The organism is Rubrobacter calidifluminis (assembly GCF_028617075.1).
GTDB classification, from domain to species: Bacteria; Actinomycetota; Rubrobacteria; order Rubrobacterales; family Rubrobacteraceae; genus Rubrobacter_E; species Rubrobacter_E calidifluminis.
Genome location: NZ_JAQKGV010000006.1, coordinates 117,646 through 138,887, shown reverse-complemented (window position 1 = coordinate 138,887; position 21,242 = coordinate 117,646). Strand labels below are relative to the sequence as shown.

Here is a 21,242-nt window from a genome sequence, read left to right as displayed (position 1 = left end):
ATCATGGGAGTAGCGAGCGCAGCTCGCGGGCGGCCGCCTCGGGATCTTCGGCGTCCATCAGGGCCCGGACGACGGCGAAGCCGGGCGCACCGGCCTCTGCCACCTCGGGCGCGGTCTCGAGCGTCACGCCGCCGATGGCGAACCAGGGCACCGGAAGCCCCTCGCTGGCGAGCCTCCTCACGAGCTCCAGCCCGGCGACCTCGCCCTCCGGCTTGGTTGGGGTGGCGTAGACCGCCCCGGCCCCCAGGTAGTCCGCGCCCTCCTCGACGGCCTCCCTGGCTTCCTCGAGGCTCCCGGCCGAGCGCCCGACGATCGCCGCCTCCCCGAGCACGCGGCGGGCCTCGGAGATCGGGGCGTCCTCCTGCCCCAGGTGCACCCCGTGCGCGCCGCTCTCGCAAGCGAGCTCGATGTCGTCGTTGACCGTGAAGATCGCCCCGGCCCGCTCGCAGAGCTCCTTCAGCTCGAGCGCGAGCGGGAGGAGCTCCTCCCGGGAGGCCTCCTTGTCCCGAAGCTGCACGATGTCCACCCCGCCGCGCAGGGCGGCCGCAACCCGCTCGACGAGATCCTCGCGCGGCGCGGTCACGAGCAGAAGACGCGCGGATCCGAGCCTCTCCTTCATCACCCCACCTCCTCCGGAAACCAGGCGACGACCTCCAGGTATCTGGCGAAGTGCAAAAGAGGCTCCCCGGAAGGCTCCTCGAGCCCCACCTGGGAGGTCATCTCCAACCGGTCCACGTCGACCTCGGCGGGCTGCAGCGGCCAGGGGCGGTGACGGATCGCGGCGCGCACCAGCCTCCCGCCCCTCCCCGCGGAGTACAGCAGGTAGCGTCCGGTGAGAAAGTCCTCGAGCGAGCCGGGGGTGGCCTCGAAGACCGACCCTCTCGGGCGGTAGCGCCCGGCGAAGCGCGCAGGCGCTGCCCCCCGGTGGGTGCGGACGCTCTCGTAGCGGACCCACCCGCCCTCCGGGTGGCAGGACATGCGGGCGTCGAAGTACGGCAGGCCGTAGAAGGTCCTCGCCAGGCGCACGGCGAGCCGGCTCGCCGCGTCCAGGCTGAAGAACCACACCCCAGCTTCTCCGTCCGCACCGACGACGTAGGTGCGCAAATTGATCTCCGGGAAGTCGGAGATATGTTCCACGGCCGGCAACGGGCGCGGACGCACCCCGCTCATCCGGAAAGGAACCACCCCGAGCCAGGCACTCCCCCCGAAGGTATCCACCGCGAGGGAGCCGGGGATCATGGGACGCAGCACCTCCTCCGGCACCGGCCAGTGCATGAACAGCAGGTCGTGCCAGCGCATCGAGAGCGCCCACGGACCACGCGGGACCACCGGGGCACGCACCACCGCCCGGGCGCTCAAGACGAAACCTCCTCCACGCGCAGCCTGCCCTCCAGACCCTCCGGATTCCCCGCGAGCGAAGCTATCGCGTCGAGCAGGCGCGGCTCGAAGGTGCCGGGACCGTCGGCGAGCGGCGCGGCGGCCTCCCCCGCAAGCCCGAAGAAAGCCAGCGCCCCCGCGACCGTCTCCACATCTCCCCCACCCACGGCGGCGAAGCACCCGATGACCGCGGTCGAGGCGCAGCCGCTCCCCACGACCCGCCCCATCAAGGGGTGCCCGTTCGAGACGGCGAAAACCCGTCCCCCGTCGCTCACGTAGTCGGTGGGGCCGGTCGCGGCCACCGTCGTGCCGAGCGCGCGGGCGGCCCCGCGGACGGCCTCCTTCGCGTCCCCGGAGAGGCTCTCGACCCCGCGAACCTCGGCCTCGAGCCCGGCGAGGGTCGCTATCTCCCCGGCGTTGCCGCAGACGGCGGCCATCTCCACCTCCGAGAGGAGCCTGTGCGCCATCCGGGAGCGGAATGAGGTCGCCCCGGCGCCCACCGGGTCGAAGACGACCGGCACCCCGCGCCGGTTGGCCTCCTTCCCCGCCCGGAGCATCGCCTCTATCCACTGCGGGTCGAGCGTGCCCATGTTGATTACGAGCGCGCTGGCGGAGGCGACCATCTCCTCGACCTCCTCCACCGCGTGCGCCATCACCGGCAGCGCCCCGGTGCAAAGGGTCACGTTCGCGACCAGGTTGACCGTGACGTAGTTGGTCAGATGGTGGACGAGGGGCTTCTCGTCCCCGATCCTGCGCAGGACCTCCTCCGCTCTCATCCCTCTCCCTCCATGAGCGGCCCGAGCACGTTCACCGGTCCCGCCCCGCGGCCTATCCCCGTGAGACCATACTCGACGGCCTCGGAGGCGATGGCGCGTGCCCTCCGGGCCGCCTCCTCGAGGCCGAAGCCGTGCGCGAGGAAGGCGGCCAGAGCCGAGGAGTGGGTGCAGCCGGAGCCGTGGGTCGCCCCGCTCTCGTGCACCGGGCCTTCTATCTCCACGAAATGCTCGCCGTCGTAGAGCAGGTCCTCACCGGAAGCGCGGTGCCCGCCGGTGATGATCACCGCCCCCGGCCCCAGCTCCGCGAGGTCGCGGGCGCACCCGTGGACCTTCTCCGGGTCTTTCTTCCGTCCGGCGAGGACGAACGCCTCGTCGAGGTTCGGGGTGATGACGTCGGCGAGGGGCAGGAGCTCCTCGCGGTAGGCGTCCACGGCCTCCGGTTCGAGCAGCGTGGCCCCGCTCTCGGCGACCATCACCGGATCCACGACGACGTTCTTGAGCCCCAGCCGCCGGATCGCGCCCGCCACGGCCGAGACGATCTCGGCGTTGAAGAGCATCCCGGTCTTCACGGCGTCCGCCCCGATGTCCGAGACGACCGCCTCGATCTGCTCGATCACCACCTGCGTCGGCAGCGCGAATATGCTGCTCACCCCGACGGTGTTCTGAGCCGTGATCGCGACTATCGCGGTGGTTCCGTGCACCCCGCAGCGGGCGAAGGCCTTGATGTCCGCCTGGATGCCCGCCCCGCCTCCGGAGTCGCTCCCGGCTATGCTGAGCGCGGTCTTCATCTCTCCTCCCTAAGCATGCCTCGACAACTCCAGCTGCCGCCGCGAGGGCCGCGCCGCCCCGAGCGCCCGCAGCAGCACGACCACGACGGCGAGCGTGATCAGGAGACTCGGCACCAAATACCCGGCGTTGTACGCGGCGGAGTAGAGGTATGGGTTCCAGCCCTTAGGGGCGTAGGAGGCGAAGAAGGCGACCCCGCTTATGAAGTGGCAGACGAAGCGCCCGGCCACCGCCGCCACCGTGCCGGGCACCGCCCCGCGCGGGGTGGGCCGGAAGAGCCCGGCGAGCCCCATCGCGGCGAAGGGGAGCGGGTAGTCGAAGAGCACCTGCACCGGGTTGAGGACGTAGGGGTCCAGGATCAGGTCGAGGATGCCGTACGCCGCGCCCGCAACCGCCCCGACGCCGGGGCCCTGACGCAGCGCGAGCAGGACCAGCGGGATCATCTCGAAAGAGATCGAACCGCCCTCCGGCATCCTGAAGAGTTTCACCAGCCCCAGCACGAACGCGAGCGCCACCGCCAGCGCCGCCTCGGTGAGCACCCTCGTGTCCCTGAACCCGCTCACGGCCCTCCTCTCACGGGGTGCGCCAGGCTTCTCTCCCTGCGCCGGCATTACCCGGATCAGGTTCGACGGGTCGGCGCGTCCGCGCCCTCTCAGCCTCGCGGCTCCCCGGATCTCGTTCCTCGTGCTACTCTACCCCACCACTCCGTGGCCCACAACCTCCGGCAACCCACGAGATCCCGAGGACGGTGGCGGCGTCGGTTATCTCACCGGCGGCGATCTTCTCCAGCGCCTCGTCGAGCGGCGCCACTACGGAGCGCAAAAACTCCGTAGGCTCGGGAGCCGGCCCCCTCTCGTCCGGCAGCGCCCGGCAGCGGAAGAGGTGGCAGACCTCGTCCGTGCGCCCGGTGCTCGTGTGCACGGAGGCGAGGCGCTCCAGCCTCTCGGCCCGGTATCCCGTCTCCTCGAAAAGCTCCCGCCGGGCGGCCTCCTCAGGATCCTCCCCGGCGTCCACCGCTCCGCTCGGCAGCTCCAGCGTGAACCGCCCGAGCGGCTGCCGCCACTGACGCACGAGCACCACGCCGCCGTCGTCCGTGAGCGGCACCACCGAGGCGAACCCGCCGCTCTCGAGCACGCAGTAGTCTATCGTCTCCCCGTCGGGCAGCCTCACCTCGTCCACCCGCAGGGCACACCAGCGGTTGCGGTAGACGTAGCGGCTCGCGAGCGTGCTCCAGCTCCCATCGGTCATACGGAGGGAGAGTATAGACGAAGACCCCGCCCGGAACGGGCGGGGTCTCGCGGTGACGTACTCTCCGGCCTGCCGGCTCAGCCGGGCTCCTGGCCGGAGAAGTCGTACTCCTGAGCCTTGGTTATGTAGCTCTGCATGTCCTCGGGGACCTCGTCCTCCGGGAAGATCGCCTCGACCGGGCACTCCGGCTCGCACGCCCCGCAGTCGATGCACTCCTCCGGGTTGATCAGGAACTGATCCCCACCGTCGTAGATGCAGTCGACCGGACAGACCTCGACACAGCTCTGGTTCTTCTCGCCGATGCACGGCTCCGTGATCACGTAGGCCAAACCACTTCCTCCTCTTGGAGAGCCTCCCGTTTCTTCTGTGCCTTCGGCTTTATATCAACCCCGGAAGGGAGCAGAAACCCGGCGTTGATCGCCATCATCGGAGGTCATGATGCCGGTCATACCTTCATGTGACCCAGATCAAATCAGGTCCGGGCGCGCAGCTCCGCGGGTTTGAGGATGGTTATGGACTTGCTGTCCAGCTCCAGGATGCCTTCGGAGGCGAGGCGGGAGAGGGTCCTGGAGAGCGCCTCGCGGGAGATGCCGGTCGCCTCGGCCATCTCCTGCCGGGAGAGGGAGGGTGAGAACACGACGCCCCTCCTGGTCACCCGCCCCTCCTCGGCGGCGAGGTCGAGCAGCATGCGCGCGACCCGCTGGGGGGCGCTGTGGAAGACGAGGTCCCCGACGAGGTCTTCGAGCTCCCGGCTGCGGGCTGCGAGCACGCGGGAGAGGCGCACCGCCCCGGCGGGGAAGCGCTCCATTATCTCCAGGAGATCCTCCCGGAAGACGCCGTAGAGCACGCAGTCGGTGAGGGCTGTGGCCCCATGGCTCTGGGGCTGCCCCTCGAGCGCGGAGGCGAGCCCCAGGATCGCGCCGTCGCCGAAGACGCCGAGGATCTGGTCGCGGTTTTTGGGCCCGCCGGAGGAGCGATAGATCTTGACCCGCCCTTCGCGCATGAAGTACACCGCCCCAGAGGGCTCTCCCTCCCGGTAGAGGGCGGTTCCGGCCGCTATCTCGAGGACGGCCGCCGAGATGGCGAGCGCCTGGAAGAACTCCTCGCCGAGCCCCTCGAAGACCTCAAACTCCTGCAGCCCTTCGAGCTTGGAGAGGTGCTCTACCGCCCGGCATCTGGCCCCGGGCAGCCGCGCCCAGGATGGCGGTGCGTTCTCACCGTACAAGTCTGGCCCTTCCTGTCTCGACCCGCGCTCCCATCTTACCCATTTATACGCCAAGCGGGAGCTCTCTGCAGGGAAAGCGCCTTCAAAGAGGAGGATGCCGGGATACACGGGAGACACCCCAGCGGTGGTTTCCCGTGCCGGTTTTTCGGATAAGCTTAGCTCATCTCTGATGCTCGTAGAGGTTTCTTTTCGAGAAGGAGGCCTACCGCAGGATGCTCGAAGGAAAGGCAGCCATCGTAACCGGCGCCAGCAGGGGGCTCGGGCGCGCGCTCGCGCTGGCTTTCGCCCGGGAGGGGGCGAGTCTCGTGCTCAACTCCCGCGGCGAGGAGGGCCTGCGCGCCGTCGCCGAAGAGACCGGCAGGCTCGGCGCCGGGGTGGAATCCGTCGCGGCGGACGTCTCCACCGCCGAGGGGGCGCGTCGGCTCGTGGACGCGGCAATCGGGCGTTTCGGGAGGATAGACGTGCTCGTCAACAACGCCGGCATCCTCGGTCCGCGGGTACGGATAGAAGACTACCCGGAAGAGGAGTGGCGGCGGGTGCTCGACGTCAACCTGACCGGTCCGTTCCTGCTGTGCAAGGCCGCGATCCCGCACCTCTCCGGGGGTGCTTCGATCATCAACGTGGTGAGCGGGGTGAGCATCGAAGGCCGGCCCGAGTGGGGGGCCTACTCGGTGAGCAAGTTCGGCCTCGAGGGGCTCACCCAGATCCTCGCCGGAGAACTCGCGGACAGGGGGATACGCGTCAACTCCGTGGACCCCGGAGGGATGCGCACGGAGATGCGCGCCGCGGCCTACCCGGAGGAGGATCCGATGACCCTCATCACCCCGGAGGAGAACACCGCCGTCTTCCTCTATCTGGCCTCCGAGGAATCCGCCGGGATAACCGGACAGCGCTTCAAGGCGCAGCAGTTCGCGAGGAGGGGCTAGGAGACGCTCCCCGCCCCTCCTTCACCGAGACGAGCTTCCCCTGCACGATCAGACGGTGCGAGTAGTCCGGAAGGGTACAGGTCTGCAGGGTGACTATGTTTCTGCCCGGGATCGCCCGCGTGACGCCCAGGTTCGTCGGTGAGACGGTGAACTTTCGGTAGACCCTGTAGGTGTAGCGGGTGCCGCCCGAGTCGGTCAGGTAGATCCTGTCACCCTTCTTCAGGCTCCCGAGGTCGTAGAAGGCGAGCAGGCTCTTGGTCCCCACGTAACCGAGGCGATGCCCGGCGATGTAGACGTTCGCGGTCTTCTGCCAGGGGAAACCCGTGCCCTCGAGGTGGATGGCGACGTGGTCGTTCAGGGCTTTCACATCGCTGCTCGGCACCGTGGGTACCACGGCGTCCTTCACCCGGCTCATGGCGGGGATCGTAATGCGCAGCGTATGGTCCTTCGGCGCACTGGCGATTTCCGGCACCGCGTTGCTGCCCGAGGGCTCCACGCGGGGTACGTTGAACCCGCCCGGATTGTCCCCGTTGGTATCGGTGGTCCTGCTCCCGAGGAAGAAGAACCCGATGAGCGCGAGCCCGGCCGCCACCATGACGAGGCTCACAACCAGCGAAAGCAGGGTCCTGATACGTGATCTCGCTTTACGCTCCAGAGCCTCGAACACCCCTTTTCGGAAGTGCCTGACGGAGAGATTCTAGCACCGGCCGTCAGGGTTCGGCGGGCAGATCCTCCCTCTCGCCCCACTCGTTCCACGAGCCGTCGTAGTTGGAGAGGTTTCTGTAGCCGAGCCGGTGCAGAACGAAGAGCGGCACGGTCGCCGCGACCCCGCCGTTGCAGTAGGCGACGACCTCCGCGTCTTTCTCCTCGGGGACCCCGGCTCTCCGCACCCGCTCCCGCAGCTCCTCCTGCGACAGGAAGGTGCCGCTCCCGGGGTCGAAGAGGCTCTCGGAGTGCAGGTTGCGCGCACCGGGGATGTGTCCTCCGCGCCTCCCCCGGCGCACCGCACCCGTGTACTGTCCCTCGTCGCGGGCGTCGAGGATGACGGCCCTCCCACCGCGGCTCGCCTCCAGCACCTCCTCCGCGCTCCTGCGCCACTCCGGCCTCGGGCGCGGGACGAACCTGGCGGGCTCGACCCGGGGCACCTCGCCCGTGACCGGGCGCCCCTCGGAGACCCACTTCCTCCACCCGCCGTCGAGCACCGCCACCGCATCGTGCCCGTAGTAGACGAGCGCCCACCAGAGACGGGTGGCGAACTGCCCCCCGGTGTGGTCGCAGGCCACCACACGCGTATCCTCCCCGACGCCGAGCGAGGACATCAGGTCCGCGAAACGCTCCGGAGGGGCGATCTGCACCGGTACGGGATCGTCCGGGTCCGTGATGTCGGCCGTCCAGTCGACGTAGAGGGAGCCGGGGATGTGCGCCTCCTCGTACTCCTCGTGTGCCGGAAGGTACTCGGCCCGCTGACGTCCGTCGCCGAGGTCGGTCTTCTTCACGTAACCCCGGACGTCCAGAACCCGCAGGTCGCGCTCCTCCAGGTGCTCCGCGAGCCAGGTGGTCGAGACCAGGCTGTCGAAATCCTCCATCGTGCTACCCCTCGTCCAGGATGCCGTGCTCGCGGACGAAGCGCTCGGCGAGTTCCCAGGCCCGCTCCTTGTCGTCCTGGGCGAGCCGGCCCTCTATCACCTCGCCCTCGAGGTAGTTCTTTATCGGTTTGATCCAGGGCCCGGGCCCCCGCCCGAAGTGCTCCATAAGCTCGTTGCCGTCGAGCGGGCTCTTGAGCTTCTCTATCTCGTCCTTCCTGCGCACCTCGTCCACCCGCTCGCGCAGCGAGCGCCAGGACTCCCTGGCTATGCGCCGCCGGCGCGGGGCGCTGCCTGTGATGTCCGCCCGCGCCAGGCGCAGGAGCATGTCCACGTTGGTCAGCTCCTTCTCACCCCGTGCCAGGTGGGTGTCGCGGATGAAACGCCTGACGGCCGAGTCGGTCCAGGGGTCACGCCCGGCGGCGTAGCTCATCGGACGCATGTGGTTCGCCACAAGGTGAGCCACCGCGTCGATGTCGTCCTTCGGGTAGGCCAGGCGCCGCATCGCCCTCCGGGCTATCCCGGCCCCGACGTTCTCGTGGCCGTAGAAGTGGATCTTCCTCGGCACCGTCCTGCCGCCGCAGCGCTCGCACTCGCCCTCTCCAGTGTCCTTCTTCGTGCTCCTCGCGCCGCAGTAGGTGCAGCGGTGCTCGTAGACGAGCGTGCGCGGCTTGCCGATGTCGTGGAAGAAGGCCGCCTTGCGCAGGATGGGGTCGCGATCGACATTCTTGAGCACGATCAGGGTGTGCTCGAAGACGTCTTTGTGGTGGAACTCGGCCTCCTGCTCGACGTCCACCGTCTCCATGAACTCCGGCACCACGTAGGGCATGAGATGAAGCCTCACCAGAGCCCGCACCCCAAGATCGGGGTTGTCGGAGAGCAGGATCCTCTCGAACTCCTCGCGGATGCGCTCCTTCGAGATGCTCTCGAGCCACGAGGCGTTCTCGCGGATCGCCTCCTCCAGTTCCGGGGTCATCTCGAAGGGCTTCTCGGGAGTGGTCAGGGTCGCCTGGAAGCGCACGGCACGCATCATCCGCAGGGGGTCCTCGCGCATCCTCTCCATGACCTCCCCGACCGGGCGAATGATACCGCGCTCGAGATCCTCCCTGCCGCCGAACGGGTCGAAGATCTCACCGGTGAGCGTCGAGGCCGCAACCGCGTTCATGGTGAAGTCCCGCCGGCAGAGGTCGTCCTTGAGGCTCTCACCAAAGGAGACGTCCGGGTGACGGTCACCGGCGGTGTACGACTCGCTGCGGTAGGTCGTCACCTCCACCTTGTAGCCGTCCACCGTCCCGCCTATGGTCCCGAAGCGCTCCCCGACGGTCCACATCGACCGGGCGAGCGGCCTGAGGAGGCGCTTTATCTCCTGGGGCCGCGCCTCGGTCGTGGCATCGACCTCCCGTACCTCCTCACCCGCCAGCCTGTCGCGCACGAACCCTCCGACAAGGAAGAGCTCGTGGCCGGCCGAGCGAAAACGCTCGCCGAGCCGGGCGATAGGTTCCGGTATGTCCAGTCTCTCTGCGTCTGTCACAGTCATGATATAGGTGAGTCCGTGAGATTGTAGTACGCCTGCAGGACGCGTCCAGAACCCGGCGATGAAAGTCCCGGAAGGTGCGGCTAGTTGCGGGAGATCGCCTCCTCGCGTGAGGGATAGACCTCGAAGTAGTCCCCGAAGCCAGTCACCTCGAAGATGCGCTCCACTGCCCTGGAAGGTGAGGCGAGCCGTAGCGCCACACCCTTTTCCTTAAGGCTGTCGTGCACCCGCATGAAGGTAGAGAGAGCCGTAGAATCCATGAACTCCACCCCGCTTATGTCGAGGACGATGGCGCGCACGCCGCCGTTGGCACCACGCTCTATGGCGTACTTGAGCTTTGGCGCCGTGTGAAGATCGACCTCGCCCCGCACCGCGATCACGGAGTATTCCGCAGCGTGCTCGTCCAGCGTCACCTCGAAGTCCATACCAGCCTCTGGCCTCTCTACTCTCCGATACTCCAAAAGCCCGCAAATATTATATTAGTTCGGTAATTCCTGCGGCCGTGTGGTCGGGGTTCGTCGCTTTTTCTGGTAACATTTGGTATCGATGGATGAAACGAGAAAAGAACGCGTTGCGGTCTTCGTAGACGGGGCCAACCTCTACCACTCGATAAAGAACTACTACGGCGGCATCCTGGACTACGGCCGGCTGCTGGAAGCGGCTACCGCCGGCAGGAAGCTGGTCCGGGCCACCTTCTATCTGGTCGAGAAGCAAGACCCCGAGGACGGGGGTTCCTCATCGGCCCGCTCTTTCGTCTACAACCTCAACCGTTTCGGCTACAAGGTGCGATCTAAACCCCTGATCCTGCACGAGTCGTTCACGCCGGAGGGCGAGAGGAGCGTCTCTCACAAGGGAGACTGGGACATCGGTATAGTCATCGACATGGTGCGCCTCGCCGACCATGCCGACACCTACGTGCTGGTCTCCGGCGACGGCGACTACCTGGAGGCTGTCGAGTACCTCCAGAGCGAACGGGGCATAAGGGTGGAGATCATAAGCGCCACCCAGTGCACCTCGCAGGCGCTCCTCGACGCCTGCGACCGACACACCGACCTGGGAGAGATACCGAACCTCTTCCGGGAGAAAGTGAGCACGCCCTCAGAGCGGGTCTAGAGGGGTCATCCTCCACAAGAGGTCTCTGGTACACTCTCGGCTCGCGGGCCGCCGGGCGTGGTCCGCGACCGCGCGGAAGGTTCTGATCACCCAGGCCACGAAGAGGAGCGGACGGAGATGATCGGGACGAGAGAGACCGGACAATCTGGAACGACGGCTGAAGGGCGTATGCGGCCCGGGTTGCTCGTTCGCATGGGGGGCGAGTTCTACACCAAGTCCTCCCGCACCCGCCGCAGACTGCTGCGAGCGCTCGTCTCCAACATCCGGGCGGCGCTGGCTGAGCGTGGTGTCGCGGCGCGCGTGGAGGCGGAGTGGAGCCGGGTGAGGATATACCCGGACGACCTGCAGGCCGCCCGTCGGACGCTGGTCAGGGTTTATGGCGTCTACTCGGTCGCGGAGGTCTGCGAGGTCCCCTATTCCTCGCTCGAAGATCTCGTGGCGAAGGTGGCGCCGATGTTCCATGAGAGGGTGGCCGGCCGGAAGTTCGCCGTGAGGGCGCGCCGGCGCCGGGCGCCGTTCACCTCCCAGGACGTCGGACGCGAGCTCGGTGCGGCGCTGCTCCCGTTCTCGGCTGGCGTGGACCTCGACGAACCGGAGGTCGAGGTTCGCCTGGAGGTGGCGCGGGGGAGGGCGTTCGTGATAGACGAGGAGACGCCGGGCCCGGGTGGATTCCCGCTCGGCACGGGCGGGAGGGCGCTGGCGCTGTTCTCCGGCGGGTTCGACTCCCCCGTCGCGACCTGGCGGGTGATGCGTCGCGGGATCAGGGTGGCCCTCGTGGTCTACGACCTGGGCGGCTGCGGCCAGGTGGATCAGGCGCTCGCCGTGGCGAAGGAGCTCGCGCTCGGGTGGTCGCCGGGGCGTGAGATGTGGGCCAACGTCGTAGACTTCGCGCCCGTGGTCTCGGCGCTGGTGCGCCGCGTCGACCCCAGGCTGCGCCAGATCCTGCTCAAGCGCGCGATGTACCGGGCGGGGGAGATGCTGGCCCGGGAGCTGGGCTCCGAGGCGCTCGTGACCGGAGAGTCCCTGGGGCAGGTCTCCACCCAGACGCTGAGGAACCTGGCGGTCGCGGAGCAGACCGTCGGGATACCCGTCCTCAGGCCGCTCGTCGGCTCGGACAAGCAGGAGACGATGGACGAGGCCCGGCGTATCGGCACCCACGACGTCTCCGCGGCGGTCAAGGAGCACTGCTCCATCGCGACCGGGCCGGTCGAGACGCGGGCGAACCCGGACGAGGTGCTGGCCGCGGAGGGCGAGCTCGGGCAGGAGGTGGACGATGCCTGGCTTCGCCGGGCGGTCGAGAACCGGCGCGTGGTGCGTCTCAAGCGCTGGAAGCCTTCCTCAGAGGCCCCGGACTACGTGGTGGAGGAGGTCCCGGAGGGAGCCCTGGTGGTCGACGTGCGTGAGCCGGAGGAGGGAGAACCGGTGGGAGATCTCAGGCTCCCCTTCTCCCGCGCGCTGGAGGAGCTGGACGGGCTCGACCCCTCGCGCGGGTACCTGCTCGTGTGCGCCAGCGGCCGCCGCTCAGAACTTCTGGCGCGCGAGCTGATCGAACGCGGCTACCGGGCCTACAGCCTGCAGGGTGGGGTGGACCGGCTGCGCCAGCCGGCCTCTTCCTGAGACTCTTAAGAAGGGGGCTCCCCGATGACGCGCACCTCCTGCTCGAGCTCTATGCCGAGCCTCTCGCGCACCGTCTCGCGCACGAGCTCGATGAGCCGCAGGGCGTCTTCGGAGGAGCCTCCGCCGTGGTTGACCAGGTAGTTCGCGTGCACGGGCGAGACCTCTATCTGGCCTATGCGCGTCCCCTTGAGCCCGGCCGCCTCGATGACCCGACCGGGGAAGTCACCCGGAGGGCGCTTGAACGTCGAGCCGCAGCTCGGCCTGTTGGGCGAACCGTTCATCCGCTGGGTCCTGAAGCTCTTTATCCTCCCGCGCAGCTCCTCCGGGTCGCCCTCGCGCAGCCTGTAGCGGGCCCGAAGCACGGCCCAGTCGGGATGCTCGTGCAGGATGCTGTGCCGGTAGGAGAGGTCGAGCTCGCGGGCGTCCATCCGCACCACGCCCTCGCCCGGCCGGTAGACCTCCGCCCACTCCAGCACGTCCTTCGTCTCACCCCCGTAGGCCCCGGCGTTCATGAAGACCGCCCCGCCCACGGTGCCGGGGATGCCGGTCGCGAACTCCAGTCCCGCGAGACCCCTCGCGGCCGTCGTGTTCGCCAGCACGGGGTAGAGGACCCCGGCCTCGGCGACGACCCCGTCCCCGTCGACCTCGACGCGCCCGAGCGACTTGGCGAGCCGGATGACGAGTCCCCGGACGCCGCCGTCGCGCACCAGGACGTTCGTGCCGCCGCCGAGGACCGTCACCGGGATGCCGTGTTCGCGCGCCCTCTCGAGCGCCTCCAGGAACTCCTCGACGCTGCGCGGCTCGAGGAGGGCATCGGCCGGTCCGCCTATCTTCCAGGCGGTGTACCGGCTCAGTGGCTCGTCGAGCTTGGCCGCGGGGAAGAGCCGTTGTAAAGTTCCGCTATGCACGGAGGGAATATTAGATCACGCGATGAAAGACTGCATGTTTAGAGTCAGGATCAAGAGGAGCCCCGACACATGAAGGCGATGGCGCTGGCTGCCGGCAAAGGTACCCGGCTGTTCCCCCTCACGGGTGAGACCCCCAAACCGATGGCCCCGGTCGTGGACCGCCCGATAATAGAGCACATCTTCGACCTGCTGGCCCGCCACGGCGTTGAGGAGGTCTACGCGAACGTACACTACCTGGCGGACGAGCTGCTCAGGGCCTACGGCGAGCACTCGCGCATAAACGGCATGGAGATACACCTCTCGCGCGAGGAGAGGCTGCTCGGTACGGCGGGGGGCGTCAAGCGCCTCGAGGAGCACTTCGAGGAGACCTTCATCGTGATCTCCGGGGACGCCCTGACCGACATAGACCTCGGGGAGCTCGTCGCCTTCCACCGCGAGAAGGGAGCGCTCGCCACCATTGCGCTCAGGCGCGTCTTCGACACCTCGGAGTTCGGGGTCGTGGAGATCGACGAGGAGGGCAACATACTGGGCTTCCAGGAGAAACCTGAGCCCGAAGAGGCGATAAGCACGCTGGCCAACACCGGCATCTACGTCTTCGAGCCCGAGGTGCTGGACTACATCCCCGAGGATACCTTCTACGACTTCGCGAAAGACGTCTTCCCCAAGCTGCTCGAGGCCAGGGAGAGGTTCGTCGGCTACCAGGGCAACTTCTACTGGTCGGACATCGGGACGCTGCAGGCCTACCGGGAGGCTCAGTACGACGTGCTCTCGGGCAAGGTGCGGGTGAACATCCCGGGCAGGAAGATAAACGGCACCCTCTGGGTCGGGGAGGACGCCCAGATCCACCCGACGGCGAAGCTCGAGGGCTACGTGGTCGTGGGCAAGGACGCCGTGATCGGACGCGGCGTCACCCTCTCCGGGGACGTGACCGTGGGTACGGACTGCTGGATCCGTCCGAACGCGACGATAAAGAGCAGCATCCTGCTTCCGGGCTCGAGCGTGGGCGAGGGAGCATACCTCGAGGACTGCATCGTCGGGCACAGCTACGACGTGCGCCCGGGCGAGACGATCCGGGGAGGCGCCCTGATCCGGGCGGCCCGCTAGCCGGAGAGGAGCTCAATCACCTCCTCGTCCTCCACCGGGTCGAAACGCTCGTAGTAGTAGCCCACCGCCCCCATATCCTGGACCACCTGAGGACAGACGATCTCGTCCACCATGCCCCTGAGCCTCAGGCAACCCTGATCGCTCGCCACCGGCACCGCGAAGACGATCTTCCCGGGGTTCCTCTCTCGGAGAGAAGCGGCCGCCGCCGCCGCCGTGCTCCCGGTCGCGAGCCCGTCGTCGACCAGGATGCACACCATCCCATCGACGGGGACTGGCTCCCTTCCCCCCCGATATAGCCTCAGCCTCTCCTCCAGGGTACGCCTCTGGCGCTTCACCTCGCCCTCCACGTACTCTTCGGGGACCCGCAGGCGCTCGATGAGGTCCCTGTCGAGCAGCACCTTCCCTCCCTCCGAGACGGCTCCTATCGCGAGCTCCGGTTGCATCGGGGCGCCGAGCTTGCGTACCGCGACCATGTCCAGCGGAACTCCCAGCCGACAGGAGATCTCCGCCGCCACCACGATCCCGCCCCGCGGAAGCCCGAGGACCACAACATCCGCACGCCCGGAGTATTCCGCCTCCAGAGCCTCCGCGAGCCTCTGGCCCGCCTCTGACCGGTCGCGGAACCTGATCACATGAATCCTCCTCAGGAAGGAGGCGGGGAGATGAAGCGGTAGCCGAAGCCGCGCACGGTCTCGATGAGCTTGGGGTTGTTCGGGTTGTCCCCGAGCTTGGTTCTGAGCCTCTGGATGTAGACGTTGACCGTGCGCTCGTCTATGTACTCGTCCTCGCCCCACACCTGGCGCAGCAAAGCATCGCGCGGAAAAACCCTCCCCGGACTCTGCGCCAGCGTGTGCAGCAGCTTGAACTCCCTGGGGGAGAGCAGGATCTCCCTGCCCCCCTTGCGCACCTCCACCCGCTCGGGATCGATCTCGAGATCTCCGACCCTTACCCGGCCGGAGATCTCCGAGATGCTGCTCGCCAGCTCCCGCTTGCGGAAGATCTGCTTGACGCGCGCCACCAGCTCCCTCGGGTTCACCGGTGAGCGCATGTAGTAGTCGGCGCCGAGCTCTATCCCGACTATGCGCTCCATCGTGTCCTCGTCCCGCAACAGGGCCACCGTCGACACTCCGGGCTTCTGGACCGCGGATATCACGCGAAAGCCCCGCTCATCAGGGAGCCGGTTGTCCACGACCGCAACGTCGAAACTCTGGTTTTCGGCCAGCTGGCGCGCCTGCGCCCCGCTCCCGGCCGGAAGAACCCTCCAGCCCTCACCCGCAAGAGCCCGCCGCAACCGCAGCCTCTCCTCATCATCGCCGATAACCAACAAAACTGAGGCGTCCAAGATACTAGAGCAGCCCTCTCCTTCGTCCATCCTCCAACCGCTCCCTCAAGTATACCCGCAACCCCCTCCCCAAAGAAACACCCACCTTGAGCAATTGTGGATCGGAGGTTATCATTGGGGACGTGCGCTCGTAGCTCAGCTGGATAGAGCGTCTGACTACGAATCAGAAGGTCGCAGGTTCGAGTCCTGCCGAGCGCGCTCCTATCCCCTATTTGCAGTGCGCTTTGCTTTTCAGGGCAACTCTCGGGGCTTCCCCTCCTTCACCCGGCGGTTTTTGCTGAAAGATGGGAAGCTGAAGCAAGGAGACAGAAAAGCAACCCGGGGTCTGTACGCCGTTGCACTCGTCGAGAGGCGCACGGGGAATGGCCGGTTCCGCCGGGGGTGAACACCAACCATCCCGTGAAGGCCCTCGGAGTGCCCCGCCATCTCTGCTACGAGATGGTGAACGGGAGAGGGCTCCTGGCCGAGATGGCTCCGAAGCTCGCCGGCCAGGAACAGCCGCTCGCCAACACCCTGGCGAGGATATACATGGAAGAGAGCAGCCCCATGCAAGCAGGGGTGTGAAAGGGCTGCCCTGCCAAACGCAATGCGACGATATCGATATCTTCTGGGCTGGCCGGCGCCCTGGCAGTAGACGAACACTCCCCGGCAAGAGATCCGGATGACACGGGTGATGCCATCCGTCCGGCTCCCCGAGGGTCCGGCTCGAACCTCCCGGAGCGCTGGTCCCTCCATCGGGTGCTCTGCGGCAGGTTTCAAGGGGGTCTAACGGCGGTAAAGAGGGCTGGATGCGGCCCGACGCCAGGCCTCCAGGGAGGCGGAGGACGAGTTCACGCGCCAGTCAGTCTCCTTGTCCGCGTCGAACCACACGATGGCCTTCACCCTCGGGAAACGCGATGGGATCTCCTCGAGAAGCGCCCTCTCAATCCAGCGTGCCTTGTTCCCGCCAAGCTCGGTCGAGGCTACCTCAGGGATCATGATGGGTTTACTGCTCAGTCTGGCTGCCATCCGGTAGGAGCACGAGAAGATCTCACCCGCGCTCTGCCATCCCGACCAGGGGTGCAGGCTGCCCCAGTTGTAGCCGTCGAGCCCGATCCAGTCGACGTAGGAGTCGCCGGGGAAGACCTTCTCGAACGGCGTGGAGCCCGCGTAGTGTACTATCGGACACCACACCCAGCGTACGTTCGTCGCACCGGCGCGGCGGAACATGGAGTGGAGCTTTCTCCAGACCTCCACATACTGGCGCGCGGTGTTACCGTTGACCCCCGGACTCCAGGGACGCCAGTCGCCATTCATCTCTGGCGCGAAGCGCAGGTAGAACCTCCTGCCCCAGGCCGCAGCTCCCCGCGCCCAGCTCATGATGTAAGCGTCGTGTGCACCGGAAAGTATGCGCCTCAGAGAATAGCGAGGCTGGTTCTTCTCGCTCCCGTCCCAATCCCACGGTTCCCAGGTGATGAGCGGCATCGCGCCCCTCGAAGATGCCTGATCCAGGTAGGAAGGGTCGAAGTCCATCTTCCAATCCTGGAACCAGTGGATTATGGCGGGGGCGTGCCCGGTGAGAGCGGCGTATGAATCGATGTTTTCGAAGCCCCATGGCAGACCCGCTGTGAAGGCGCCGAGCTTTATGCGGGGGCTGAGGCCCCCGGCCTCGGCATCCCCGTCGGCCAGAAACCCGAAAGAGGTCATCGATAGAATGCCAGCCATCAGCATCCCGGTCCCCAACCTCACAAACTCCCGTCGGTCCAGCCTGCTGTCCCGGCAGTATATACCCCAGGCGTTATCGCAGGATGCACCGGCAACTCTCCCTGTACCCTCCACCTCTCCGCGCCTCCTCTAACAGAACCCGCCCAGAGGAGGAACGCGCAGGCCCGCGCCGTACAGGCTCACTTCGGCAGCCCGGCTGACTCCCGGGGGAGACCCGTGGCTTTGCGTCCCCGCCTCGCGACGGGTTTGCCTTTTCGGTTGCAAAGGTGTTTTCGGCCCGGGGAATCGCGAACTTTAATCCCTGGATAGAAGGCGAATAAACCATCGATAGATGGCAGACGGCCGGCCCTCGACTAACCTTGAATTCCCGTGAGACTAGAGATTCATCCACAAGAGACAGATTATCCTGCGATCGAAGAGGCTGAAGCCTCTGTCGTCGCCCTCATACCGGCCCACGACGAGGAGGAGCTCATAGCCCGGGCGGTCGCCTCTCTGAAGAACCAGAGCCGGGTTCCGGACAGGATCGTGGTCATCGCTGACAACTGCACGGACCGCACCCCGGAGATCGCGCTTGAGGAGGGAGCCGAGGTCTTCTTCACCTCCGGCAACACGCAGAAGAAGGCCGGAGCCCTCAACCAGGCGCTCGCGAAGGTACTGCCATCCCTTGGCGAGGCGGATTTCGTCCTGGTCATGGACGGAGACTCGGAGCTGGGTGAGCGCTTCGTGGAGGTGGCGCTCGCCAGAATGGCTGAGGACGACAGGATCGGGGCGGTCGGGGGAATCTTCCTCGCCGCACGCCGCTCCAGCCTGGTGGAGAGGTTACAACACGCCGAGTACGTCAGGTACGCGCGTGAGATCGCCCGTGGTGGGGCGAAGGCCAAGGTGATAACCGGGACCGGAGCCCTGTTCAGGGCCGAGGCCCTGAGAGAGGTCGCCTCAGCCAGGGCCGAAGGCAGGATACCGGGGGGGATCAGGCAGGTGTACGACACCCTTGCCCTGACCGAGGACAACGAGCTCACGCTGGCCCTGAAGTCCCTCGGCTGGCGCTGTGTGTCGCCCAGAGAGTGCACCGTGATGACCGACGTGATGCCAAGCTGGAGCAGGCTCTGGCGACAGCGCGTAAGATGGCAGCGGGGTGCCTTCGAAAACCTCCGCGCATACGGGATCACGCCCACCACGCTGCCGTACATCCTGCGGCAGGCTTTCATGGGTGTGGGAACGCTGGCGGTCTTTCTCCTCGTCCTGGTTACGGCCCTCTCCATCGCGGTTGGTGAGGTCAGCTTCCGCCCGTTCTGGGTGGGCCTGGCAGGGATATTCCTATTGGAGAGGATCGTGACCGTGTGGCGGGCCGGGTATGTGGAGGTGGCCATTGCCTCGGTGCTCGTGATCGAATTCGCCTACGATCTTTTCCAACAGGTCATCTACGTGAAGTGTCTCTGGGACATGCTCTTCCGGAAGCCTGAAAGCTGGGGTACGCACCTTTTCGAGGAAGACCCCATCTAGGGGCCCGGGCAGCACACGAGGGCAATAGGAAGTCTTTCAAAGGAGGTCTTGATGTACGGTAAGCTTGCGTCGGGAAGCGCTGTGGCAGGAGGAGCCGCCTCTGTACTGCCGGAGACGGGTGGTTTCCTGCACCTCGGGTCGATCTGGATGGCGGTGTTGCTGTTCGTGGCGGCGTTCACCCTCATATCTGCGGGGCTCGCCATCCTGAGGATCATCCCCTGGCAGGAGAAGTAGCCAGCCCTCCGGAAGGGAAGCCAGATCCACCGGACTACGTAGAGACCATACCGAGCTGGACGGCGAGCACGGCGGCCTGGGTTCTGTCGGAGACGCCGAGCTTGGAGATTATGCGGTGCACGTGGGATTTGACGGTGCCGACGCTCAGGTACAACCTCTCGGCGATCTCCTGGTTGCTCAGGCCCATCGCTACCAGCGTGAGTATCTCCCGTTCCCTGTCGGTTAGTTTCTCCAGCAGAAAGCCGGTACGGACAACCTCATCCCCGTCCGGTGAGTGCGCCCCTCTCTTCTCCGAGATGCCCTTCAGAACCCGCATGGCGAGCTCCTGGTCGAGCGGAGACTCCCCGTTCATAACCCGCCTCACGGCCCCGGGAAGGCGCTGGACCGCCTTCTCCTTGAGGAGATAGCCGGCAGCCCCGGCGCGTACGGACTCGACAAGATACTCGGTACTCTCATAAGCCGTCAGTATCAGGACGGCGGTGTTGGGAAACTCGCGCTTGATGAGGCGGGTCGCGGTGATCCCGTCCACGCCGGGGAGCCTGATGTCCATCACCACAATATCCGGCTTCAGGGAGCGGCAGAGTTCGAGCGCCTCCACGCCGCTCGACGCCTCCCCCACTACCTCGATCCCCGGCTCGGCCTCAAGCATCTTCCTGAGCCCGAACCTGACGATGTCGTGGTCGTCCGCCACCAGGACCCTTATCGTGGCCCCACTCTTCTCGCCAGAGCTGCCCATTCGCCCCTTCTCAGCGCACCCGGACCCGTCCGGTCGAGATCAGACGAATCCTGGCATGTCAGACGATCTTAGTATACCTTTCCTCGATCTTAGCACGGCTCGGAGATGGGGACTCAGCGCGTGGCATACCCCCCATCCACCAGATGGTAACTGCCTGTGATAAACGAGGCGTCGTCGGAGGCGAGGAACGCCACCAGACCGGCCACCTCCTCGGGTGAGCCGAGCCGGTTGAGGGCGTGCAGCGCGGCCACCTGCGCCCGGGCTTCGGCGGAAAGGTTCTGCTCCAGCAGGGGGGTGGAGATGAAGCCCGGGCCGACCGCGTTGACGCGTACGCCCTGAGCGGCGTGCTCGAGGGCAGCAGACCTGGTGAGCCCCACCACACCATGCTTGGCCGCCACGTAGGCAGGAGAGTTGGCTATGCCCACGCTACCCAACACGGAGGACATGTTGATGATCGAACCGCCCCCGGCTCTGGCCATCGGCCCGATCTCTGCCCGCATGCAATAGAAGACGCCGTCGAGGTTGACGGACATCACCCGGCGCCAGGCCTCGAGATCATACTCGCCGGTCGGCTGAGAGGTTCCACCGATGCCGGCGTTGTTCACAGCTATGCGCAGCGGGCCGAACTCGGCCTCCGCTCGCGCGACCATCGCCTCCACATCCTCCGGGCGGCTCACGTCGACCACGTGGGCGATCGCAACGCCACCTCCATCGGAGATGTCGCCTGCGACCCGCCGTGCGCGCTCTCCGTCGAGGTCGGCCACGAGCACTCGGGCGCCACTAGCGGCGAGGGCCCGCGCACAGGCTTCCCCTATACCGGCTCCCGCCCCGGTCACTATCGCCGCGCGGTCCTGCAGGTCGTATCTGGTCATCTCTTCTCCTCCCCTGGATAACCCGCACCCGGCGGGACGTGTGACTTCCGGAAGAATATAAGCTCCCAGCCGGGAATCCCCGGGCGCTCACCTCGCGGCATCCGACGCCGCCCGGACCCGAAGCCCCGGGAAATCACGCGGACAGAAGTGTAGGTACAACAACCAGAGCCGGTCAAGCGCTGCGTGTAAACTTCCCTCGAGATCCAAAGAACCAAGAAAGGAGCCCGGGGGATGTCGTCCGGAAGCAGGGAAGGCTGGGGACCAGGGGGCGTCTACCATCTGCTCTCGGCCCTCGGCGGTGCGGGGCTCGCCGGGATCGGGGTGGCGGGTATGCTGCGGCCCGGCTACATGGCGCGCTGGTTCGGACTCACTTCCGACCGCCCTCCTGAGGATGGGGGGTTCGTGCGGGTGGCCGCGGCGAGGGACCTGGGGCTGGGGCTCTCCACGCTCACGATGCTGAAGCTCGGGATGCGCCGGCCACTGGGCATACTCTGGGTTACCGGGGCGGTGATACCGGCACTCGACGCCACACTGGTTCTGCTGGAGGGTGGAAAACCCTGGCAGGTCGCCCAGCACGCGGCTTCCAGCATGATCCTGCTGGCGCTCGGGTCGGCCATGATCCGACAACAAGACTCCTGAGATACGCCCCGACTT

Annotated in this window: 26 protein-coding genes, 1 tRNA gene and 2 riboswitches; of the genes, 9 read left to right on the top strand and 18 right to left on the bottom strand. The window is 66.8% G+C overall.

Annotated elements, in window-relative coordinates:
* Position 1 precedes the first annotated feature (1 nt).
* The 8 genes from thiE to PJB24_RS06930 form a co-directional block, all read right to left on the bottom strand.
* Positions 2–619, bottom strand: coding sequence for a thiamine phosphate synthase (gene thiE, locus PJB24_RS06965; protein ID WP_273844155.1), 618 nt, complete (start codon positions 617–619; stop codon positions 2–4).
* Positions 619–1,359, bottom strand: a complete 741-nt coding sequence (locus tag PJB24_RS06960) for a YqjF family protein (protein WP_273844153.1) — start codon at positions 1,357–1,359, stop codon at positions 619–621. Before PJB24_RS06960 ends, thiE begins: the two co-directional genes overlap by 1 nt.
* Positions 1,356–2,153, bottom strand: coding sequence for a hydroxyethylthiazole kinase (gene thiM, locus PJB24_RS06955; RefSeq protein WP_273844152.1), 798 nt, complete (start codon positions 2,151–2,153; stop codon positions 1,356–1,358). Before thiM ends, PJB24_RS06960 begins: the two co-directional genes overlap by 4 nt.
* A complete protein-coding gene (gene thiD / locus PJB24_RS06950) occupies positions 2,150–2,941 on the bottom strand; it encodes a bifunctional hydroxymethylpyrimidine kinase/phosphomethylpyrimidine kinase (protein WP_273844150.1) in 792 nt (263 codons plus the stop codon). Before thiD ends, thiM begins: the two co-directional genes overlap by 4 nt.
* Before the next feature lie 9 nt (positions 2,942–2,950).
* Positions 2,951–3,502, bottom strand: coding sequence for an energy-coupled thiamine transporter ThiT (gene thiT / locus PJB24_RS06945; protein WP_273844148.1), 552 nt, complete (start codon positions 3,500–3,502; stop codon positions 2,951–2,953).
* A 31-nt stretch (positions 3,503–3,533) separates the two neighbouring features.
* A riboswitch (TPP riboswitch) is annotated at positions 3,534–3,612 on the bottom strand.
* A gap of 14 nt (positions 3,613–3,626) precedes the next feature.
* The gene (locus PJB24_RS06940) at positions 3,627–4,187 is read right to left on the bottom strand and encodes an NUDIX hydrolase (protein WP_273844146.1); all 561 of its coding nucleotides are present in this window, start codon (positions 4,185–4,187) and stop codon (positions 3,627–3,629) included.
* Positions 4,188–4,264: 77 nt separating this feature from the next.
* A complete protein-coding gene (locus PJB24_RS06935; protein WP_337959008.1) occupies positions 4,265–4,516 on the bottom strand; it encodes an indolepyruvate ferredoxin oxidoreductase subunit alpha in 252 nt (83 codons plus the stop codon).
* Between the two features lie 143 nt (positions 4,517–4,659).
* The gene (locus PJB24_RS06930; protein ID WP_273844143.1) at positions 4,660–5,412 is read right to left on the bottom strand and encodes a Crp/Fnr family transcriptional regulator; all 753 of its coding nucleotides are present in this window, start codon (positions 5,410–5,412) and stop codon (positions 4,660–4,662) included.
* A gap of 212 nt (positions 5,413–5,624) precedes the next feature.
* Here PJB24_RS06930 and PJB24_RS06925 point away from each other — a divergent pair, with 212 nt between their 5' ends.
* Positions 5,625–6,338, top strand: a complete 714-nt coding sequence (locus PJB24_RS06925; protein WP_273844141.1) for an SDR family NAD(P)-dependent oxidoreductase — start codon at positions 5,625–5,627, stop codon at positions 6,336–6,338.
* Here the strand turns inward: PJB24_RS06925 and PJB24_RS06920 are convergent.
* From PJB24_RS06920 to PJB24_RS06905, 4 genes are all read right to left on the bottom strand, one after another.
* On the bottom strand, positions 6,307–7,005 hold the full coding sequence (locus PJB24_RS06920; RefSeq protein ID WP_273844139.1) for a class E sortase: 699 nt from the start codon (positions 7,003–7,005) through the stop codon (positions 6,307–6,309). The genes PJB24_RS06925 and PJB24_RS06920 overlap by 32 nt on opposite strands.
* Positions 7,006–7,048: 43 nt before the next feature.
* Complete coding sequence (locus PJB24_RS06915) at positions 7,049–7,924, bottom strand: sulfurtransferase (protein WP_273844137.1); 876 nt, start codon at positions 7,922–7,924, stop codon at positions 7,049–7,051.
* Positions 7,925–7,928: 4 nt separating this feature from the next.
* The gene (locus tag PJB24_RS06910; protein WP_273844135.1) at positions 7,929–9,458 is read right to left on the bottom strand and encodes a tRNA nucleotidyltransferase/poly(A) polymerase-related protein; all 1,530 of its coding nucleotides are present in this window, start codon (positions 9,456–9,458) and stop codon (positions 7,929–7,931) included.
* Between the two features lie 80 nt (positions 9,459–9,538).
* Positions 9,539–9,880 (bottom strand): STAS domain-containing protein, encoded by a 342-nt coding sequence (locus PJB24_RS06905; protein WP_273844133.1) that lies wholly within the window; start codon positions 9,878–9,880, stop codon positions 9,539–9,541.
* A 121-nt stretch (positions 9,881–10,001) separates the two neighbouring features.
* Between PJB24_RS06905 and PJB24_RS06900 the strand changes: the two genes are divergently transcribed.
* Together PJB24_RS06900 and PJB24_RS06895 are read left to right on the top strand one after the other, a co-directional pair.
* Entirely contained in the window at positions 10,002–10,568 is a 567-nt protein-coding gene (locus PJB24_RS06900; RefSeq protein WP_273844130.1) for a LabA-like NYN domain-containing protein, read from the top strand.
* 168 nt (positions 10,569–10,736) lie between these two features.
* Positions 10,737–12,185, top strand: a complete 1,449-nt coding sequence (locus tag PJB24_RS06895; protein ID WP_273844127.1) for a tRNA sulfurtransferase — start codon at positions 10,737–10,739, stop codon at positions 12,183–12,185.
* 5 nt (positions 12,186–12,190) lie between these two features.
* On the opposite strand, the gene murB is transcribed toward PJB24_RS06895, so the two are convergent.
* The gene (gene murB, locus PJB24_RS06890; protein ID WP_273844125.1) at positions 12,191–13,093 is read right to left on the bottom strand and encodes a UDP-N-acetylmuramate dehydrogenase; all 903 of its coding nucleotides are present in this window, start codon (positions 13,091–13,093) and stop codon (positions 12,191–12,193) included.
* A 69-nt stretch (positions 13,094–13,162) separates the two neighbouring features.
* Here murB and PJB24_RS06885 point away from each other — a divergent pair, with 69 nt between their 5' ends.
* Positions 13,163–14,197 (top strand): nucleotidyltransferase family protein, encoded by a 1,035-nt coding sequence (locus tag PJB24_RS06885; RefSeq protein WP_273844122.1) that lies wholly within the window; start codon positions 13,163–13,165, stop codon positions 14,195–14,197.
* Here PJB24_RS06885 and PJB24_RS06880 read toward each other — a convergent pair.
* Both PJB24_RS06880 and PJB24_RS06875 read right to left on the bottom strand, forming a co-directional pair.
* The gene (locus PJB24_RS06880) at positions 14,194–14,829 is read right to left on the bottom strand and encodes a phosphoribosyltransferase (RefSeq protein ID WP_273844120.1); all 636 of its coding nucleotides are present in this window, start codon (positions 14,827–14,829) and stop codon (positions 14,194–14,196) included. The two genes, PJB24_RS06885 and PJB24_RS06880, sit on opposite strands and share 4 nt — an antisense overlap.
* Positions 14,830–14,840: 11 nt before the next feature.
* Positions 14,841–15,569 carry a response regulator transcription factor gene (locus PJB24_RS06875; RefSeq protein WP_273844118.1) on the bottom strand — a complete coding sequence of 243 codons (729 nt, stop codon included), beginning with the start codon at positions 15,567–15,569 and terminating at the stop codon, positions 14,841–14,843.
* A 94-nt stretch (positions 15,570–15,663) separates the two neighbouring features.
* Between PJB24_RS06875 and PJB24_RS06870 the strand changes: the two genes are divergently transcribed.
* Positions 15,664–15,737: transfer RNA gene (locus PJB24_RS06870), tRNA-Arg, on the top strand.
* Between the two features lie 216 nt (positions 15,738–15,953).
* Positions 15,954–16,103: a hypothetical protein gene (locus PJB24_RS06865; RefSeq protein ID WP_273844117.1), complete on the top strand. Its 150-nt coding sequence runs from the start codon at positions 15,954–15,956 to the stop codon at positions 16,101–16,103.
* 201 nt (positions 16,104–16,304) lie between these two features.
* Here the strand turns inward: PJB24_RS06865 and PJB24_RS06860 are convergent, their stop codons facing one another.
* The gene (locus tag PJB24_RS06860) at positions 16,305–17,243 is read right to left on the bottom strand and encodes a glycoside hydrolase family 26 protein (RefSeq protein ID WP_273844115.1); all 939 of its coding nucleotides are present in this window, start codon (positions 17,241–17,243) and stop codon (positions 16,305–16,307) included.
* Positions 17,244–17,426: 183 nt separating this feature from the next.
* A riboswitch (cyclic di-GMP riboswitch) is annotated at positions 17,427–17,504 on the bottom strand.
* 108 nt (positions 17,505–17,612) lie between these two features.
* On the opposite strand from PJB24_RS06860, the gene PJB24_RS06855 reads away from it, so the two are divergent.
* Both PJB24_RS06855 and PJB24_RS06850 read left to right on the top strand, forming a co-directional pair.
* On the top strand, positions 17,613–18,746 hold the full coding sequence (locus PJB24_RS06855; protein ID WP_273844113.1) for a glycosyltransferase family 2 protein: 1,134 nt from the start codon (positions 17,613–17,615) through the stop codon (positions 18,744–18,746).
* 51 nt (positions 18,747–18,797) lie between these two features.
* Positions 18,798–18,980: a hypothetical protein gene (locus PJB24_RS06850; protein ID WP_273844111.1), complete on the top strand. Its 183-nt coding sequence runs from the start codon at positions 18,798–18,800 to the stop codon at positions 18,978–18,980.
* A 34-nt stretch (positions 18,981–19,014) separates the two neighbouring features.
* On the opposite strand, the gene PJB24_RS06845 is transcribed toward PJB24_RS06850, so the two are convergent.
* The gene (locus PJB24_RS06845) at positions 19,015–19,716 is read right to left on the bottom strand and encodes a response regulator transcription factor (RefSeq protein ID WP_273844110.1); all 702 of its coding nucleotides are present in this window, start codon (positions 19,714–19,716) and stop codon (positions 19,015–19,017) included.
* A 113-nt stretch (positions 19,717–19,829) separates the two neighbouring features.
* A complete protein-coding gene (locus PJB24_RS06840) occupies positions 19,830–20,588 on the bottom strand; it encodes an SDR family NAD(P)-dependent oxidoreductase (RefSeq protein ID WP_273844108.1) in 759 nt (252 codons plus the stop codon).
* 231 nt (positions 20,589–20,819) lie between these two features.
* Here PJB24_RS06840 and PJB24_RS06835 point away from each other — a divergent pair, with 231 nt between their 5' ends.
* Positions 20,820–21,227 (top strand): DUF4267 domain-containing protein, encoded by a 408-nt coding sequence (locus tag PJB24_RS06835; RefSeq protein ID WP_273844107.1) that lies wholly within the window; start codon positions 20,820–20,822, stop codon positions 21,225–21,227.
* Positions 21,228–21,242: the final 15 nt, after the last annotated feature.